Here is a 16,222-nt window from a genome sequence, read left to right as displayed (position 1 = left end):
CGCCATCCGATTGAGGGTGATCCATTGCGGGGCCGAGATAATCACCGAGGTCGACCTGAATGACGACAAGGCCAAGATGGCGAAGAAATGCAGCATGACCCACTTCGTGAAGCTGTCGAAGCCCCCCGGAGGTCAGTCTGAGACCGAGGCGATTATCGAGCTGACCAAGACCGAGAAGAGCGCTTTCGGGGACGTATATAATTCCTTCAATGTTATTGGCAACGCGCAGGTGATGCACGATACGTTGGACTGATCGCATCGAGACTGGGGCGCTCGGTGATGATCAGCGTGGCATCTGCAGGTGCCAAGAACTCACCGGCCGCTCCAGCTGGTACTTAGCTGCATCTGGAAAAGGCACCGCCTTCGATGGCCACAAGGGCCGCACGGACATGCCGACATTCGTCGGCTGAACATGGACGGGTAAGATCGAGACCGAACCGAAGATCACCCACAAGCTGAAGCTCAATGACATTAACAAATGCTTCGAGCTGATGCTCAAAGGCGAATCCATCCGCGCCGCGTTAGAGTGTTGATAGCTGTTTCAAATGAGCCCATTTTGCTGAACGATGTTAAGCCGAAAGCCGCACTCCAACCCCTTATGTCAGCACGTAGTTTTCTAAAGTTCGCATTGGTGGAGCTTCTTGGCGCAAGCCTTCACAGGCTGAAATCTCGATGACACGACACATCGCGTCGAGAGGCAAGCCGTTCTGGACGTTGCGAAATGGAAGTTCCAATTCATTGGTAACGGTTTGAAGGCCAAAGAACACATAGGCGACCACCGCCGCGAAGACCGGGGCGAACCAGCTTGTCGCCTCGATAAGTGCAAAGGGCAGTAGCCAGCAATAGAGATATGTCGTGCGCCGCACCATGAGCGAGTAGACGAACGGCAGCGGCGTCGTGGCGATGCGTTCGCACCCGGCTTGCGATCGCGCCAGTGAGGAGAGCGTGTCGGAAATGGTCATCTGCCCAAAACCATTGATTGCCCCGCTTTCGGCAAGCGCCCTGATCCGATCAGCCATCGTTCTGAGAGCCGCATCTGCCGGGTTGGCCTGCGCGGTGAGGGCTTTCGATTGCGTTTCGCCGATCCAGCCTGATATCTCGGCGCTTACGTTTACATCTCGCAGGTAGCCCCGGTGCAGATGGCTGAACGCCACGCCGAGAGATACAATCTCTGCCCGGTCCTCGCTCTCTTTGACGAAGATGCTCAGATGACGGCCCAAGTTCCGAAGGTCAGCGATCATCGCGCCCCAGAGTTTGCGGGCCTCCCACCACCGGTCATAAGCCGCATTGTTGCGAAAGCCGAGAAACAGCGACAGCGCGACGCCGAAGATACCCATGGCGGCGATGGAAATGCGTGGCAATGCGATAACGTGCTGATCCACCAGCAGCACAATCGCTGTCAGCAAAGCGACCCCGACAATTCTGCCGGTGATCTTTGGCACGATCGATCCCTGCATGACAAAGAACAGCGTCAGCGCGCTTGGCGGGTCTCTCACGATCATCGGGCCTTCCTTTCAAATGCTAAGGCAATGACTTTGCGGATCATCGCAACCCTTTCCCAAGGTGACCAAGCAGCAGCCGGACCTTTGGCGAAAGATGTCGGTTCTGCGGATAGATCGCCCAGATGCCATCGTCCGGCGCGCGATACGTATCCAAAACAGAGATCAACCGCTCGGCCCGAAGTTCCGCCTCGACATAATAATCCGGCAGCTGGATGATCCCCAGGTTCTTCAATGCCGCATCGACCAGCGACGCGCCACTGTTGCAACGTAGATTGCCTTTCACCCGTACATGGCGGGTGGTCCCTTTTTCTTGAAACCGCCAATAGCCCAAAGTGCCTTGCAGGCAGTTGTGGGTGTCAAGTTCGGATAGGGTGTGCGGGGTTCCGTGAGCGGAAAGGTATTCGGGCGCTGCGCAGGTGTAATGCCTGCGAGAAGCCAACCGCTTTGCCATCATGGAGCTGTCTTCCAACTCTCCCAGCCGGATTGCGAGATCGTAGCTTTCCGCTACAAGATCGAGCAGCTGATTGGTCAATCTGAGGTTGATCTCAAGCTCAGGATAGCATTGCAGGAAATCGTTCACCAATGGTGCGATGCGGTTCTCGCCAAACGTCACCGGCGCTGTAAGGTTCAGCCGTCCTTTTGGGCTCTGATGCAGATCGGTAATCGCGCGCTCCGCTTCGGCCAGCCCATCAAGCACCTGCCGGCAATGGTTGTAATAGACCTGACCCGTTTCGGTGATCGTGACCTTGCGCGTGGTGCGGTAGAACAGCTTGGTGTCCAATCGCGCCTCAAGTGCGCCGACTTGGCGGCTGACCTGAGCCGTAGAAATACCCAAGCTGTTGGCAGCAGCTGTAAAGCTTTGGGCTTCAGCGACGGCCACAAATTCTGATACCCCCTCCCAACTCAGCATGATGTTCCTTTCAATCTTAATGGCGGAAGAACTATTGCCAGTAGGTAACGGTGTTTTGCAGATTCCTCGGATTATCGCCAGTGGGAAACAGTGTAAATGACTGACCCTACAACGTCACCCGCCAAAATAGTCCTAACCGCGAAATGAGACCCATGACCGATATCATCAAATGCAAAGCGGCCGTCGCCTGGGCCGTTAACGAACCTCTCTCGATCGAGGAAATCGACGTAATGCCGCCTAAGGCTGGCGAAGTGCGCATCAAAATTATCGCCTCGGGCGTTTGCCATACCGATGCTTTCACTTTGTCGGGCGAAGACCCCGAAGGCCTGTTCCCGGTCATTCTCGGCCATGAAGGGGGTGGGATTGTCGAATCCATCGGCGAGGGCGTCACCAGCGTGGCGGTGGGTGACCATGTGATCCCGCTCTACACGCCAGAATGTGGCGAGTGCAAATTCTGCAAATCCGGCAAGACCAACCTCTGCCAGAAGATCCGGGAAACCCAGGGGCGCGGTCTGATGCCCGACGGCACCAGCCGGTTCTACAAGGATGGTCAGCCCATCCTGCACTACATGGGCTGCTCGACCTTCTCGGAATATACAGTGCTGCCCGAGATATCGCTTGCCAAGGTGAACCCCGACGCGCCGCTTGAAGAGGTTTGCCTGCTGGGCTGCGGCGTGACCACCGGCATGGGGGCTGTGATGAACACCGCGAAGGTCGAAGAGGGGTCGACCGTTGCGATCTTCGGCATGGGCGGCATTGGCCTGTCCGCCGTGATCGGCGCGACTATGGCCAAGGCCAGCCGGATCATCGTGATCGATATCAACGAAAGCAAATTCGATCTGGCACGCAAGCTGGGTGCCACCGATTTCATCAACCCCAAAGATCACGACAAACCCATTCAGGACGTGATTGTCGAGATGACAGACGGCGGCGTGGATTATTCGTTCGAGTGTATCGGCAACGTCAATGTTATGCGCTCGGCGTTGGAATGCTGCCACAAGGGCTGGGGCGAATCCGTGGTTATCGGTGTCGCCGGGGCAGGGCAGGAAATCTCGACCCGTCCGTTCCAGTTAGTCACGGGCCGCGTCTGGCGGGGGTCGGCCTTTGGCGGGGTCAAGGGACGCTCCGAGCTACCTGACTATGTAGAGCGTTACATGAACGGCGAATTCAAGCTGAATGACTTCATTACCCACACCATGCGGCTGGAAGAGATCAACGAGGCTTTCAAGCTAATGCATGAAGGCAAGAGCATCCGTTCAGTCATCCACTTCGGTAATTAATCTTCTTCCGGTCGCGCATTCGGTCTGCGCGGCCGGAGCGGCCCATCAGGAAGCGTTCCATGTCCCTTGTTATTGAAAGCATGAACAAAAACTTCGGCGGTTGGACAAAGCATTACAGCCATCTTTCCGAAACGCTGAACTGCGACATGCGTTTCGCGATTTACCTGCCACCGCAGACAGCAAAGGGCCAGAAGGTTCCAGTGGTCTATTTCCTATCGGGCCTCACCTGCACCGACGAAAACTTTATGCAGAAGGCCGGGGCGCAGCGTGTGGCCGCTGAGCTGGGCATGGCCATCGTCGCTCCCGATACTAGCCCCCGCGGCGCTGATGTGGCTGACGCTGATACTTATGACCTCGGCAAAGGTGCGGGTTTCTACGTTAATGCGACCCAGGCGCCGTGGAACCGGCACTATCAGATGTATGATTACGTTCTGAACGAGCTGCCACGACTAATTGAGGCTACGTTCCCAGTGACGGATCAGCGTTCGATCTTTGGTCACTCCATGGGTGGCCACGGCGCGCTCGTTCTCGCGCTGCGCAATCCGCATCGGTATAAATCTGTTTCGGCCTTCAGCCCGATCAGCAACCCTATCAATTGCACTTGGGGGCAGAAGGCATTTGCTGCTTATCTGGGTGAGGATCGCAAGACATGGACTGAATACGATGCGAGCCTACTGATGCGCAAAACCGAAGACGCTGTCCCTGCTCTGGTGGATCAGGGTGACGCAGATGACTTTCTCGAAGAACAGCTGAAGCCCTATGCGCTCGAGACGGCAGCAAAGGAGAGCAACTACCCACTGACATTTCACCAGCGCGAGGGCTATGATCATAGCTATTACTTCATCTCCAGCTTTGTCGATGAGCACTTGCGGTTCCACGCCATCCATCTGTGCAGTATGCGGTAATAAATGATGTGTGAAGATAGTAGCTGTGGCGAACATCATAACTTTTGGTTAAGAGGAGCTTTGCGTCAAGAACCCTCCTACAGCGCGTTGGACCCAAACTTTGCAGAACAATTCCGAACAATGGCATTTTCGGAGTTGTCCTGGAGGCGCAAGTAGTTCGTTGGGAGACAGATTTCCACTTCTCTGAAACTTGCGGTTGCAGCAAAGAGTTTTTCAACAGAACCAGCGGAGACCAGACCTTCTCTAACCCTGACTCGAATGTCCGGTGTGGGCCGTAGCTGTCGGTTGGGCGTTCTCTATGAACTGCGGGCGCAGCCTACTTAATCTGTGCCCTTTTGCTTACATTGACGGAAGTTTTTCTTTTTGAAGCTTAAGCGCAAACTTCTACTAGTCTGGATCCGACCGATGCGAAAAGGCTTGGATTATGGGATGCCTGCTTTGACTGCGGTTTAGTATTGATCTGGCAGGCGCTCACGGAAGGGGCTAGGACGAATGCGGAGGTCCATTTATGCGCAACCCTGACAGCCTCAAGACCACGACAAACGAAGACACGCCCCAAGGTCTCGCGTTTGCCATCACGGCCTATGTGCTCTGGGGGTTCTTGCCCCTCTATATGAAAGCACTGTCGCACATCCCGGCTGCCGAAGTCGTTGCGCATCGGGTGGTCTGGTCTGTGCCCATTGCCGCGCTTGTACTGGTAGTGATGCGGCGGACGCAGGATTTGAAAGCTGCGCTACATTCTCCCCGAACGCTCCTCATGGGCGCGGTGACAGCGACTCTGATTTCGGTCAACTGGGGCACTTATGTCTGGGCGATTGCCTCGGGCCATGCACTTGATGCGGCACTGGGATATTACATCAATCCGTTGTTTAGCATTCTGTTGGGCGCGCTCCTTTTGGGCGAACGCATGACAAAACGGCAGTTAGTTGCAGTTGGCCTTGCCTTCGGAGCAGTTCTGGTTCTGGCGTTGGATACTGGATCAGTCCCTTGGGTTGCTTTGGGCCTGACGCTGAGCTGGGGGTTTTATGCCTTGGCAAAGAAGGGTCTCGCGATCGGGCCCAATCAGGGCTTCTTACTTGAAGTGCTCATCCTGCTCGTCCCGGCCTTGGGCTACATTGCCTATCTAACAGCAACCGGTCAGGGAAACTTCCTCACGGCGCCGCCCCTTGATACCTGGCTCTTACTAGGCTGTGGCGCGATCACGGCAGTGCCATTGTTGATTTATGCAAATGGCGCCAAACTCCTTCGGCTCTCGACCATCGGAATTTTGCAATACATCGCGCCGACCATGATTTTCATCGTGGCGGTCTTTGTCTTTGATGAGGAGTTCGGACGCGCGCGGATGATCGCCTTTCCGATGATATGGGCGGCCCTGGTCCTTTATTCGTCCTCGATGCTCCAACAAATGCGTCAGAGCCGCTGTGATAAGGGTCCCGTACGGCAGGGTTAAGCGCTGGGTAGATGCTTAAGACCGGAAGGCTGCTCAGAGTCTGTACCCCGTTCTTTTCAACCTATGCTGCGCGTAGACATAAACATTCCAAAAGAGAGTTTGGTTTGCTTTCTCCACAGCGAGCCCTTGTGCGAATTTATTGACCACAACGTTATTCAGAAGCGCTTGTATTGCGAAAAACAGCGCAAAACCCCTCTGGATGCCCACATTAGACTGTAAATACTGATCTTTGAAAACTTGCGAATAACAGAGTGGGCGAATTATTCGAAAACCTTTTAAAAACATGTGGTTGACTCGTATCTCGACCCGGTGTCACATGGGGCGAAAATCACCTTCCCATGGTTCAGGGCGACCGGCATGACACTGACAATTCCATTCAACAGCAGCCGGATCGCCATCCTTTCGGATTTGCATGCCAATACGTTCGACCACAGAGGGATTGATCCGATCACCTCGCTGGGGCTTCATGGCATCGTGAACGACACGCTTGATGCGCTTATCATAGCCGGGGACCTTACGGATGGGCCAGCACCGAGATGGATCCGGGGGCTCGCTCAAATAACACCGCATGTCGCTCCGGAGCGCATCTATGTGATGCCCGGAAACCATGATTATTACGGCGGCACACTTGCGGACGACCATCTGCTTGCTGAACACGCGCGGTCCGTCGGCGCACATTACGTGCAGAAAGAGGAATTACACCATGGCGACACCCGCATCCTATGTTGCACGATGTGGACGGACTTCGATCTCTTGGGGGATCCTGAAACGGCGATGAGGATCGCCGGAAGCGTCATGCGGGACTATTCTCGTATCTGGATTGATCTCTCCGTAGGTTCTGCTGAAGGGAGCGGAGGCACGCGGCAACCTTTAGCAAGGGAAATAGAGCCCGCGGACACGCTTGCCGTTCACCGCGACCATCGCAAATGGCTTGAGGACAAGTTGATGTCCCCCCACCCTTGCGGGGAGGCCGGCCGCACGGTTGTCGCAACCCATCATGGGCCGCATCTGTCGGTCGCAGGGGCAGTAGATTGCCTTACCCCCGCATTCCACTCTGACTTAACAGACCTGATTGACAGGTTTGCCCCCTCAGCTTGGTTTTTTGGCCATTCGCATCGCCGGCTGCGCGCCATGGTTGGGCAAACCGATGTCCGAAACATAAGCGTTGGATATTGTCGGGAGTTTCTCCGGTCAGAGAGTGAGTATCTGATCGACGCAGGTATTTGGGAGAGCCTCGATGGGTCCCAAATCGGCTGACCTCATGCTTTTTGAGGCCACATGTCATAGCGACCTAATTGTAATCACAGATACTGGTGGCGCTCCCTAAGAATATTGGTTCCTGGAAAATGACAATGAAGTCAGATGGAAAAAAGTTAGAAGGCCTCACATTCTTGAGCGATGGAACACCAATGTCGTTGCTCAGGCAGAATGCGAAGGCGCTAAAGAAAGCGAAAAACCTCAAGCTTCACGAGGCGCTGGATGAAATCGCAAAGCAGTATGGCTTCAACAGCTGGAGCGAAATGTCTGCTCATAAAGTCCATCCTATCGCTGAGAATGAAATTTTAGTGGGCTTTCGGCAGGAGATAAGCGGTCGTGATCATGAGGTCTATTACGATCATCTCCTTGTTGAGGCTATGGCGCAAGGGAAAGAGCAGGTTGGTTCGTCCGTATTCATCGCAACGGGTGTTGAGGAGGTCGACGGTGAAACCTTATATGTCACAAATATACATTTCATCTCCCCGGAACGGGGGGCAGATGAAGATATTCGGGAGGTCCGTGTGCAGGATGTGCAGGCCTTACGCGCGCTGTTGGATGGTGGCATGACAATCCGACAGACTTTAGCCATTCTGGATGGCCTAGGAGTTTTTGACCTCTACCAGAGAAATGGCACGGAACTATCAAGTTAGGCGTAGCCGATACCATAGCTTGATTTTGGGTAGGAAATCTGAGTCCTGACAGGGCTTGCGAGGACCTTTTCCGGATATGAAATGAGAAGCCTAGCGGGATGGGCGGGATGCCCGCCTCCTGGATTGGCCCCGGTTCCAGCCGCGATCGTCGCGCAGCACCGCCCACAGGTAGCCAGTCTTGGTTTTGCCACGTCCGGGGTCCAAAACGGGAGCCGTCGTCTTATCGATATACGGCCGGGTACTGCCTTGTTTCAGCGGTATCGCCATTCGATCCACCACCGCTGCGATCAGTGTACCGGTCCGACCTATCCAGTCGGCGAGGACCGATCTGTCGTTTAGCACGCCCTGCCGCGCCATGACAACGGCTTGATAGTTCAGCGGCATGTACTCTGAATGCTTGGACACGGCGATCTGCGCCAGCAGCGCCTCAGAGTGGGCCAGCTGCCCTCCAGAAGATGCGCGGGAGCGTTCGCCTGAACTACGCCCGCGCGTCCTTTGGGGCGGGCGTACTTCGGGCGGATCGTGACAATCACTTGATACCGCGCCGGGATGTAGTCCAGCCCCCCCCCCGCACCGTTGTTCCAATTGAGGCAAAACTCGGCGGCTTCTCGAGCTACCTGTGTCGTCGCTACCCTCTAAATCTTTGTTCTTGACAGATACCGTGTTTGGCGAAATTCTCTACACAAGAAATTTTTTTCACATATGTGAAAAGCTCTGCGTCTTTGAGGAAGGATGCACGGCTAAAATGGGGGGAGAGTATGTCTGTAAAGCAGGTCGAAAACGTGCTGCGTTTTTTCGAGTTTTTCTCGGACGAACGAGTGCCTGCAACATTGACGCGGCTGTCGGCGGCCCTGTCGCTACCGGTCTCTAGCACCAGCAATCTAATTAAGACGCTGCGTGAACAGGGATACCTATTCGAGGTGCGCCCAAGAGGTGGGTTCTATCCTACCCGGAGGCTATTCGACGTTAGCCAGAACATCATTGATGGCGATCCGGTTCTTGCAAGCGTGCGCGACCAAATGGCCAAACTACGCTCCGAAACCGGAGAAACGGTGCTGCTGGCAGCTCGCGACGGTAACGACCTAATCTACCTGGATACAATGGTTTCCGATCAGGGCGTGCGATACTCGGCTGAGCCCGGTGAACGGCGTCCCATCTATGCTGTGTCATCTGGAAAGGCGTTGCTCGCCGCGCTCGATGACAAGGCATTAATGGCTGAACTCGAGGCGATGGACTACTCCGGTGCCAACGAGAATTCTGTGACCGATCCGGACAAGTTGTTCCAAATGATCGTTGAGGGCCGCCAGCGTGGCTGGTTCCTTAACGCGACCGAGTTCACTCCTGAGGTTTCGGGCGTGGGGGTTATGCTGGAGGTCGCAGGCCGCCAGCTTGGTTTGTCGGTAGCCGGGCCGAACTATCGCATGGAAGGCCAGCATGCCTCAATCGCCGAGGCGCTTACTCGATCAATAAAGGCGCTCCGCGACCAGATAAGCGGGTCGGGAGGCATCAAATGATTAATAAAACCATGCACATCATCGACACGGCATTCACCGCTGTTGCCGTTACTGCCATCGCAGCATTGACGCTTCTCGTCGTCGCGGATGTCTCCTTGCGCTACGGCATTGGCAAGCCAGTGTTCTTCGCACACGACGTCGTCGTCCTGTACCTGACACCCGCTCTTTTCTTCTTTGGTGTCGGTCCAACGTATTGGCGCGACGAGCACCTCGCCGTCGATCTTCTCGTGTTGCGCCTATCAGTTCGAAAACGTGCCGTGACAGATGCCGTCAGTGCTACCATCGGCCTGTTCATCTTCTCACTTCTTATCTGGGTGTCATGGGACAGAGCATGGACAAGCTTTGTTAACAGCGAGCGGATCGCCAGCATTGTGCCCTGGCCAGCATGGCTTAGTTACATCTTAGTGCCGGTCGGATCGGTAGCGATGGCCCTTGTCTGTCTGGCGCGCCTCTTTTTGGCCATCCGAGTCGTTTTCACCGGTGAAAAGCCTTCCAGCGCTCAACACACCGAACCCGGGGAAGAAACATTATGACCTCGCTGATTGTCGTTATCGGACTTCTCTTTCTTCTGTTCCTCGGTGTTCCGGTTGGTCTCGCGCTTGCCTTTTCAGGCATGGTGGGACTGGTCGCTATTGTCGGATTCAACTCAGCCTTGTCGGTTCTAGCAACCACTCCACTGTCCACGACCAACGGTTATGAGCTAATCGCCGTCCCGCTGTTCATCCTGATGGCCGAGTTTGTGATCGTAAGCGGCATCGCCGATCGGATGTTCAAGGCGATTACGATCTGGGTTGGCCGTTTGCCCGGTGGTCTGGCTGTTGCCACGGCCCTTGCCGGGGCTGGCTTTGGTGCAATCTCCGGATCTTCAACTGCGGCCGCTGCGGCTCTGTCGTCGACATCAATACCCGCCATGCAAAAAGCTGGCTATGAGGCCAAATTTTCAGCTGGCGTGGTGGCCGTCTCGGGCACTTTGGCCATGCTCATCCCGCCCTCGATTGCCTTGGTCTTGTACGGCATTATCGTCGAAGTGAATATCGCGTCGCTGCTGATTGGCGGCGTTATCCCCGGTGTTCTGGTGACCTTTGGTATCATCGTAACGGTCTACGCCCTCATGGCGCGCGATCCATCCATTGCCCCAGCGGCAAAGCGTTGGTCACTGCGGGAAAAGCTTTTTGCCCTGCGCGAGATCGGCCCGATGCTCGCCTTACTCGCATGTGTAACAGGGTCGATCTATCTCGGGGTTGCAACACCCACGGAGGCCGCTGGCCTCGGGGCATTCGGAGCCTTCGTCATCGCTGCCGCTTTTCGTTCGCTGACCTGGGCAAGAACTTGGGGCGCCCTGTCTCGTGCAGTGCGCGCGACATGTATGATTTTCCTAATCATCATCGGCGCGCACATTTTTGGCTATGTCCTGACATTAGGGCAGATAACCCCACAGTTCGTGACGTGGATCACCACGCTGAACGTTTCGCCCTATGTCGTGATGGCCGGGATCATCCTGTTCTACTTGGTTCTTGGCTGTTTCATGGACCAGCTCGCCATTCTGATCCTGACTGTTCCCGTCATGGTGCCAGCCATCGTCACCTTGGGTTTTGATCCGGTCTGGTTCGGCGTGGTCGTCGTCGTCTCCGCTGAGGTAGGCATGATCACACCGCCTCTGGGCATGAACATCTTTGTGGTAGCCCGCTATGCCGGAAGACCGCTATCAGAGATCTTCCGTGGCGTTGCGCCGCATGTGGTAACCCATCTGATCATCATCGCATTGCTTATCGCGTTTCCACAGCTGGTTCTGTGGCTGCCCAGCACAATCAACAACTAAAAAGGACACTGAAAATGACGCAACCAAAGGCTGCAGCTCTGAACCCATCCGTTTTTTTCATGACCGAAGACATGGCGCAGCCCTATTCGCCAAGCGGACACTCCGGAACTGTAAATCGTCGTCTCGTTTCTCCTGAAACCGGCGCAACCCAAATGGAAGTTTTGATCGGACGGATCGAGCCGGGCCAAGGCGCCAGCGCACATTTCCATCCGGGAATTGATCAGTTCTGCTGGATGCTCGAAGGCCGCGCGGACGTTACCATCGGGTCGCACAAACAAGAGATTGGGCCAGGAGAAAGCTGCTTTTTCGCCGCCGACATGCCGCACACCTTCACCGCCATTGGTGAGACGCCGGTGCGTGTGCTCATTTGTTACGCCCCCCCTTACGGAGAAGGCGCTCGCGTCGAGTGCTAAGGGCAATTTCTACCAAACATGATGAACTGGAGGAGTAAAATCATGAAAACGACCCTAACTGCGATCTCTTTGCTGGCGGTAAGCGCTATCAACCCGGCGTTTGCGCAAGAGGTTACACTGAAGATCGCCGACAGTCTGCCAGCGGACCACATCATCACCAAGAATACGACCGACGTGTTCATGGCGCGGGTGCAGGAAGAACTGGGCGACCGCGTTGCCTTCGAACACTATCCTGCTCAGCAGCTTGCTAAAGCAAAGGACATCCTTTCCATTACTCAGGCCGGGATCGCAGACATCGGCTATATCGTGCCATCCTATGTATCTGAGAAGATGCCTTTGGGTGGCGTCGTGGAACTGCCCGGCGAAATCGCATCTTCTTGCGAAGGATCGCTGGCGTTCCGCAACCTCGTGCAACCCGGTGGGATGCTCGACGAACTCGAGTTTCAGCCTGCTGGCGTTCGCGTGCTCTACAACGTCGCACTCTCACCTTACCAGGCAATTTTCTCAGAACGGGCAGGCGTGGGCTCGCTGGATGAATTCGACGGTATGAAGCTGCGTTCGAATGCTGGCGCGATGGAATTGTCGCTACAGTCGGTCGAAGCCGTTCCTGTGCGCATGACGCCGCCAGAGATTTTTGATGCCATGACAAAAGGCACAATCGACGGTGCTCTTTTGCCCTTCACCTCTACCTTCTCCTATGGTCTCGATCAGATCGTCGGGTCGGCTACACGGAACGCGAATTTTGGCACCGTTGGGATTACCTATTCGATTTCGGAAAAGAAGTGGGACAGCCTTCCCCAGGATGTTCAGGAAGTCCTGACCCGCGTCGGGCAAGAGGTGACGGAAAGCGCTTGCTTGGCGTTTGACGAAGCAGAGGTTCAGTTCGCCGACGACCTCTCTGCTAAGGGTGTTAATGTCTTCAGTCTCTCTGACGATGAGACAGCGCGGCTGAACGCATCCTTCGAAACCGTTGCCCAAGATTGGGCTAAAAACCTCGACAGCCGGGACAAGAAGGGCAGCGAAGCGCTCGCGGCCTTCCGCAGCGAAGTCGAAAAGCTACGGGTCGCCAACGATTAAATCCTCTAATCGCGGCGACGGAAACTTTCGTCGCCGCGTGTATCGCAAGCCGATTTCCCGAACCTCACCCTAACCCATCAGAGGCCATTGTGTTTGATCTTCTAAAAGGCGTTCGCGTGGTCGAACTGACCACAATTGTATTGGGCCCCATGGCGGGCCAGATACTTGCAGACTTCGGAGCCGACGTTGTTAAAATCGAGGCTCCCGACGGCGATTTAGCACGACATGTCGAGCCCCGTTCAGAAGCCGGCGAAAGCTCGATGTTTGTGAATTGCAATCGCAACAAACAGAGCATCGCGATAGACTTGAAGACCCAAGAGGGCCGCGAGGTTTTGAAGCGCCTGATATCGCAGGCCGATGTCTTCCTGCATAACATGCGTATGAAGGCGGTGCGCAAACTAGGGTTCGATGCCGCGACTCTGCGCGCCATAAACCCCGGCCTCGTTTATTGTTCCGCCATCGGCTTTGGCAGCGATGGCCCCTATGCTGATCGTCCAGCCTATGATGACGTTATTCAGGCAGCATCAGGTATTGCGCACTTGCCGACATACACAGGTGCCGAGCCCGCATATGTGCCGGGCGTGATCGCGGATAAGGTGGCAGCGCTCTACGCGGCCAATGCGATTTCCTCAGCATTATACAACAAAGCCCAAACGGGACAGGGCGTCGAAATCGAGGTCCCAATGTTCGAGGTTATGACCTCTTTCGTGATGACCGAGCATCTTGCTGCGGCATCTTTCGAACAGGACGCTAAACCAGGATATCGCCGGCTGCTCAACCGCCATCGCCGGCCTTTCAAAAGCTCTGATGGTTGGGTCGCGGTTCTTCCTTATACCGAAGCTCACTGGCGCAGCACGCTTGAGGAGATCGGGCGCGCTGACGTGATTGATCAGGAGTGGTTTAAAAGCGCTTCAACTCGATCGAACCATGTAGCGGAGATGTATGAAATCCTCGCTCAAGTAATGCCCAAGCGTAGTACCGACGACTGGATCAACACCTTTGAGCGGCTGGATGTGCCGCATTCGCGGGTTAGTTCTTTGGGGGACCTGCTGAATGATCCACACCTCCAGGCTGTCGATTTCTTTGGTGTTACAGATGATACAACTGGCCGAGCGCGGTCGGTGCCCCAGCCGGTAAAGGTCAATGGAGCTCACACCACCGTAGACAGAGGTGCGCCGCTGCTTAGTGAGAATTCGATCAGTCTGCTTCAGGAACTCGGTTACGAACCTACCAAAGTTCACGACATGATAGAGCGCGGCGTCGTGCAGGCCCCCCCACCAAAGGAGGGGGAATAGGATGGCAGGTCTGTGGCTAGAAGAATTTAAGCCAGGCATGGTTATCTCGCATGCGATCACACGCACGGTCACCGAAGCTGACAATTTTGCTTTTTCAACCCAGACGATGAACCCCCAGCCGCTGCACATTGATCGGAACTTCGCCGCTCAATCAGAATGGGGTAAGCCGCTGGTTAACTCGCTTCTGACGTTGGGGATCATGATCGGTATTTCGGTTCATGAAACCACACTGGGCACTACTGTCGGCAACCTGGGAATGACTGATGTGATATTTCCGGCGCCGGTCTTTCATGGCGACAGCCTGCGGGTGGAGACTGAAGTAATCTCAGCACGGGCTTCAAAGTCGCGCGCTGGTCAGGGTATCGTGGAGCTCATCCATCGCGCCTACAAACAGGACGGAACTTTGGTTGCTTCCTGCCGTCGTTCTGCGCTTATGCGCGCACGTCCAGCACAGGAGGCAAACTGATGCGATCGTGGCTTTTCGTCCCGGGCAACCGCCCCGACATGATGGCAAAGGCAGTGCGCGTGGGCGCCGATGCCATCATCCTAGATCTCGAAGACTCCGTTGCGCCTCAAAAAAAGGAAGAGGCACGCGAGGCAGTGGCAAACGCCCTCTCCACGCTTGATCGGAGCGCGCAGTTATGGGTGCGGGTGAACCCCATATCCAGCGCCTATTGCACGCAAGATGTCGCGACAGCGATCAATGGGCGCGCCGATGGGCTGGTCCTGCCAAAATCCGAAAACGGCGGAACGGTCCGCGACCTGATCGGTATGGCTGGCAACGCTTGCCCGCCAATCCTCGCTATCGCTACGGAAACCGCGGGCTCCTTGTTCGGCTTAGGCCAGTATGCAGGGCTGGAGACACATCTCTTTGGGTTGGCCTGGGGGGCAGAAGATTTATCGGCAGACTTGGGGAGCACAGCTTCACGCGACGATACCGGAGCCTTGACTGGCCCGTTCGCGGTGGCCCGCAATTTGATGTTGGCCGGTGCGAGGCAGGCAAAGTGCCAACCCATAGACACGGTTTGGACCGACATCCGGGATCTCGCCGGGCTGGAGAAGGAATGCAACGCCGCCCGGCGCGACGGGTTCACCGGCAAGATGGCAATCCACCCCGCACAAGTACCGATCATCAATCAGGCGTTCCGACCAACGGCTTCTGAAATTGCGCTGGCCCAACGGATCACGAAGGCGCTGGCGAGCAACCCTAATGTGGGTGCGGTCAGCATCGACGGACAGATGATTGATATGCCGCATCTCAAGCGTGCAAAGCGGGTTCTGGACCTCGTAGCAAAATACGGAGAAGATCAATGACGTCTGCACCCATTCGCCTAGGCCGTGGCTTTTACTGGCAAGAACTGACAGTAGGCGATCGGTACTCAACATACGGCCGCACTATCACCTCGGCGGATATCAGCACCTTCGTCGGTCTGGCCGGCATGATCGAAGTGCTTTTCACCAATGTGGAATACCGTAAAACCGAAAGCACCTTGAAGGGCGAACCGTCACCCGGAGCGCTAGTGCTTTCGGTAGCAGAGGCGCTGGCCCTTAATGCCACAGCTCAAGAAACGGGTTTAGCTTTCCTTGGGCTTTCCACACTAGACATTAAAGGGCCTGTCCAAGCTGGCGATACGATTGATGTCGAAATGGAAGTGCTCAGTGTTCGCCAGGAAAGCAATGGCGACCGTGGTCTAGTGCGAACACGCAACACGGTTCGCAATCAAGAAGGTAAAACTGTCATGGTGTACGAGCCGTTGCGCTTAATGATGGGAAGGCCCCAATAGGCGGGCAGCGTGGGACTGCGCCTTGCGTCCCAAGATGTGTAAGCTGGCTTGTCACCCTGCATTGAGCCGCGCAGAAAGCTGAGCTCCGTTATCTCAGGATCACACCAGATCGACAACGATCCGCGTTGCCTGAACTAAACTGATAAATCGGCTCACATTTGAGCCGGTTTGGAGGGGCTGAGTGCGTGCCCATATTGTGTCATATAAAAATCACCCCAAACTTCCTCCAAATGTTGGTGACAACAAATAGGAATTAAATTCCACAGAGGAGGAAACAAAATGACCACACGCACGCACGCCCAAGGCTTTTCGGCTGAACCACAGGACTATCGTAATTACATCGACGGTGCCTTTGTCGCCAATAGC

At 55.4% G+C, this 16,222-nt stretch carries 17 protein-coding genes and 1 pseudogene; 15 read left to right on the top strand and 3 right to left on the bottom strand.

The annotated features are described in order from the left end of the window. Positions 1-10 precede the first annotated feature (10 nt). Complete coding sequence (locus DSM110093_RS13240) at positions 11-253, top strand: hypothetical protein (protein WP_243265529.1); 243 nt, start codon at positions 11-13, stop codon at positions 251-253. A 343-nt stretch (positions 254-596) separates the two neighbouring features. On the opposite strand, the gene DSM110093_RS13235 is transcribed toward DSM110093_RS13240, so the two are convergent. Together DSM110093_RS13235 and DSM110093_RS13230 are read right to left on the bottom strand one after the other, a co-directional pair. Next, positions 597-1,502, bottom strand: a complete 906-nt coding sequence (locus DSM110093_RS13235; protein WP_243265528.1) for a bestrophin family ion channel — start codon at positions 1,500-1,502, stop codon at positions 597-599. Between the two features lie 40 nt (positions 1,503-1,542). Continuing rightward, complete coding sequence (locus DSM110093_RS13230) at positions 1,543-2,412, bottom strand: LysR substrate-binding domain-containing protein (protein WP_243265527.1); 870 nt, start codon at positions 2,410-2,412, stop codon at positions 1,543-1,545. Between the two features lie 161 nt (positions 2,413-2,573). Here DSM110093_RS13230 and DSM110093_RS13225 point away from each other — a divergent pair, with 161 nt between their 5' ends. From DSM110093_RS13225 to DSM110093_RS13205, 5 genes are all read left to right on the top strand, one after another. Further along, entirely contained in the window at positions 2,574-3,692 is a 1,119-nt protein-coding gene (locus DSM110093_RS13225; protein WP_347568641.1) for an S-(hydroxymethyl)glutathione dehydrogenase/class III alcohol dehydrogenase, read from the top strand. A gap of 59 nt (positions 3,693-3,751) precedes the next feature. Then, on the top strand, positions 3,752-4,597 hold the full coding sequence (gene fghA, locus DSM110093_RS13220) for an S-formylglutathione hydrolase (protein ID WP_243265526.1): 846 nt from the start codon (positions 3,752-3,754) through the stop codon (positions 4,595-4,597). 508 nt (positions 4,598-5,105) lie between these two features. Next, positions 5,106-6,047: an EamA family transporter RarD gene (gene rarD, locus DSM110093_RS13215; protein ID WP_243265525.1), complete on the top strand. Its 942-nt coding sequence runs from the start codon at positions 5,106-5,108 to the stop codon at positions 6,045-6,047. 357 nt (positions 6,048-6,404) lie between these two features. Continuing rightward, positions 6,405-7,304: a metallophosphoesterase gene (locus DSM110093_RS13210; RefSeq protein WP_243265524.1), complete on the top strand. Its 900-nt coding sequence runs from the start codon at positions 6,405-6,407 to the stop codon at positions 7,302-7,304. A 95-nt stretch (positions 7,305-7,399) separates the two neighbouring features. Continuing rightward, on the top strand, positions 7,400-7,954 hold the full coding sequence (locus DSM110093_RS13205; RefSeq protein ID WP_243265523.1) for a hypothetical protein: 555 nt from the start codon (positions 7,400-7,402) through the stop codon (positions 7,952-7,954). Between the two features lie 132 nt (positions 7,955-8,086). On the opposite strand, the pseudogene DSM110093_RS13200 reads toward DSM110093_RS13205, so the two are convergent. After that, positions 8,087-8,514, bottom strand: a pseudogene (locus tag DSM110093_RS13200) (transposase); the annotation flags it as partial. A gap of 198 nt (positions 8,515-8,712) precedes the next feature. On the opposite strand from DSM110093_RS13200, the gene DSM110093_RS13195 reads away from it, so the two are divergent. From DSM110093_RS13195 to DSM110093_RS13155, 9 genes are all read left to right on the top strand, one after another. Continuing rightward, positions 8,713-9,468: an IclR family transcriptional regulator gene (locus tag DSM110093_RS13195; protein WP_243265522.1), complete on the top strand. Its 756-nt coding sequence runs from the start codon at positions 8,713-8,715 to the stop codon at positions 9,466-9,468. Then, positions 9,465-10,001, top strand: coding sequence for a TRAP transporter small permease (locus tag DSM110093_RS13190; RefSeq protein WP_243265521.1), 537 nt, complete (start codon positions 9,465-9,467; stop codon positions 9,999-10,001). Before DSM110093_RS13195 ends, DSM110093_RS13190 begins: the two co-directional genes overlap by 4 nt. Continuing rightward, positions 9,998-11,287, top strand: coding sequence for a TRAP transporter large permease (locus DSM110093_RS13185; RefSeq protein WP_243265520.1), 1,290 nt, complete (start codon positions 9,998-10,000; stop codon positions 11,285-11,287). Before DSM110093_RS13190 ends, DSM110093_RS13185 begins: the two co-directional genes overlap by 4 nt. Before the next feature lie 14 nt (positions 11,288-11,301). Further along, positions 11,302-11,700, top strand: a complete 399-nt coding sequence (locus DSM110093_RS13180; protein ID WP_243265519.1) for a cupin domain-containing protein — start codon at positions 11,302-11,304, stop codon at positions 11,698-11,700. Positions 11,701-11,742: 42 nt separating this feature from the next. After that, positions 11,743-12,777 (top strand): TRAP transporter substrate-binding protein DctP, encoded by a 1,035-nt coding sequence (dctP, locus tag DSM110093_RS13175; RefSeq protein ID WP_243265518.1) that lies wholly within the window; start codon positions 11,743-11,745, stop codon positions 12,775-12,777. A 116-nt stretch (positions 12,778-12,893) separates the two neighbouring features. Beyond that, a complete protein-coding gene (locus DSM110093_RS13170) occupies positions 12,894-14,072 on the top strand; it encodes a CoA transferase (protein ID WP_243265517.1) in 1,179 nt (392 codons plus the stop codon). A 1-nt stretch (position 14,073) separates the two neighbouring features. Continuing rightward, positions 14,074-14,538: a MaoC family dehydratase gene (locus tag DSM110093_RS13165; protein ID WP_243265516.1), complete on the top strand. Its 465-nt coding sequence runs from the start codon at positions 14,074-14,076 to the stop codon at positions 14,536-14,538. Continuing rightward, on the top strand, positions 14,538-15,386 hold the full coding sequence (locus DSM110093_RS13160) for a CoA ester lyase (RefSeq protein ID WP_243265515.1): 849 nt from the start codon (positions 14,538-14,540) through the stop codon (positions 15,384-15,386). Before DSM110093_RS13165 ends, DSM110093_RS13160 begins: the two co-directional genes overlap by 1 nt. After that, positions 15,383-15,856: a MaoC family dehydratase N-terminal domain-containing protein gene (locus tag DSM110093_RS13155; RefSeq protein WP_243265514.1), complete on the top strand. Its 474-nt coding sequence runs from the start codon at positions 15,383-15,385 to the stop codon at positions 15,854-15,856. The genes DSM110093_RS13160 and DSM110093_RS13155 overlap by 4 nt, the downstream gene beginning before the upstream one ends. The last annotated feature ends 366 nt before the right edge of the window (positions 15,857-16,222 follow it).

It is taken from the genome of Sulfitobacter sp. DSM 110093, from assembly GCF_022788715.1.
Taxonomy (GTDB): domain Bacteria; phylum Pseudomonadota; class Alphaproteobacteria; order Rhodobacterales; family Rhodobacteraceae; genus Sulfitobacter.
The sequence above is the reverse complement of the archived record's forward strand: the minus strand, read 5'-3'. Positions and strand labels throughout refer to the sequence as shown.

Bases quoted from the DNA above. Each gene is read 5' to 3' on its own strand.
- DSM110093_RS13235 (WP_243265528.1), bottom strand. From the start codon at position 1,502: ATGATCGTGAGAGACCCGCCAAGCGCGCTGACGCTGTTCTTTGTCATG.
- DSM110093_RS13230 (WP_243265527.1), bottom strand. From the start codon at position 2,412: ATGCTGAGTTGGGAGGGGGTATCAGAATTTGTGGCCGTCGCTGAAGCC.
- fghA (WP_243265526.1), top strand. From the start codon at position 3,752: ATGTCCCTTGTTATTGAAAGCATGAACAAAAACTTCGGCGGTTGGACA.
- rarD (WP_243265525.1), top strand. From the start codon at position 5,106: ATGCGCAACCCTGACAGCCTCAAGACCACGACAAACGAAGACACGCCC.
- DSM110093_RS13210 (WP_243265524.1), top strand. From the start codon at position 6,405: ATGACACTGACAATTCCATTCAACAGCAGCCGGATCGCCATCCTTTCG.
- DSM110093_RS13205 (WP_243265523.1), top strand. From the start codon at position 7,400: ATGAAGTCAGATGGAAAAAAGTTAGAAGGCCTCACATTCTTGAGCGAT.
- DSM110093_RS13195 (WP_243265522.1), top strand. From the start codon at position 8,713: ATGTCTGTAAAGCAGGTCGAAAACGTGCTGCGTTTTTTCGAGTTTTTC.
- DSM110093_RS13190 (WP_243265521.1), top strand. From the start codon at position 9,465: ATGATTAATAAAACCATGCACATCATCGACACGGCATTCACCGCTGTT.
- DSM110093_RS13185 (WP_243265520.1), top strand. From the start codon at position 9,998: ATGACCTCGCTGATTGTCGTTATCGGACTTCTCTTTCTTCTGTTCCTC.
- DSM110093_RS13180 (WP_243265519.1), top strand. From the start codon at position 11,302: ATGACGCAACCAAAGGCTGCAGCTCTGAACCCATCCGTTTTTTTCATG.
- dctP (WP_243265518.1), top strand. From the start codon at position 11,743: ATGAAAACGACCCTAACTGCGATCTCTTTGCTGGCGGTAAGCGCTATC.
- DSM110093_RS13165 (WP_243265516.1), top strand. From the start codon at position 14,074: ATGGCAGGTCTGTGGCTAGAAGAATTTAAGCCAGGCATGGTTATCTCG.
- DSM110093_RS13160 (WP_243265515.1), top strand. From the start codon at position 14,538: ATGCGATCGTGGCTTTTCGTCCCGGGCAACCGCCCCGACATGATGGCA.
- DSM110093_RS13155 (WP_243265514.1), top strand. From the start codon at position 15,383: ATGACGTCTGCACCCATTCGCCTAGGCCGTGGCTTTTACTGGCAAGAA.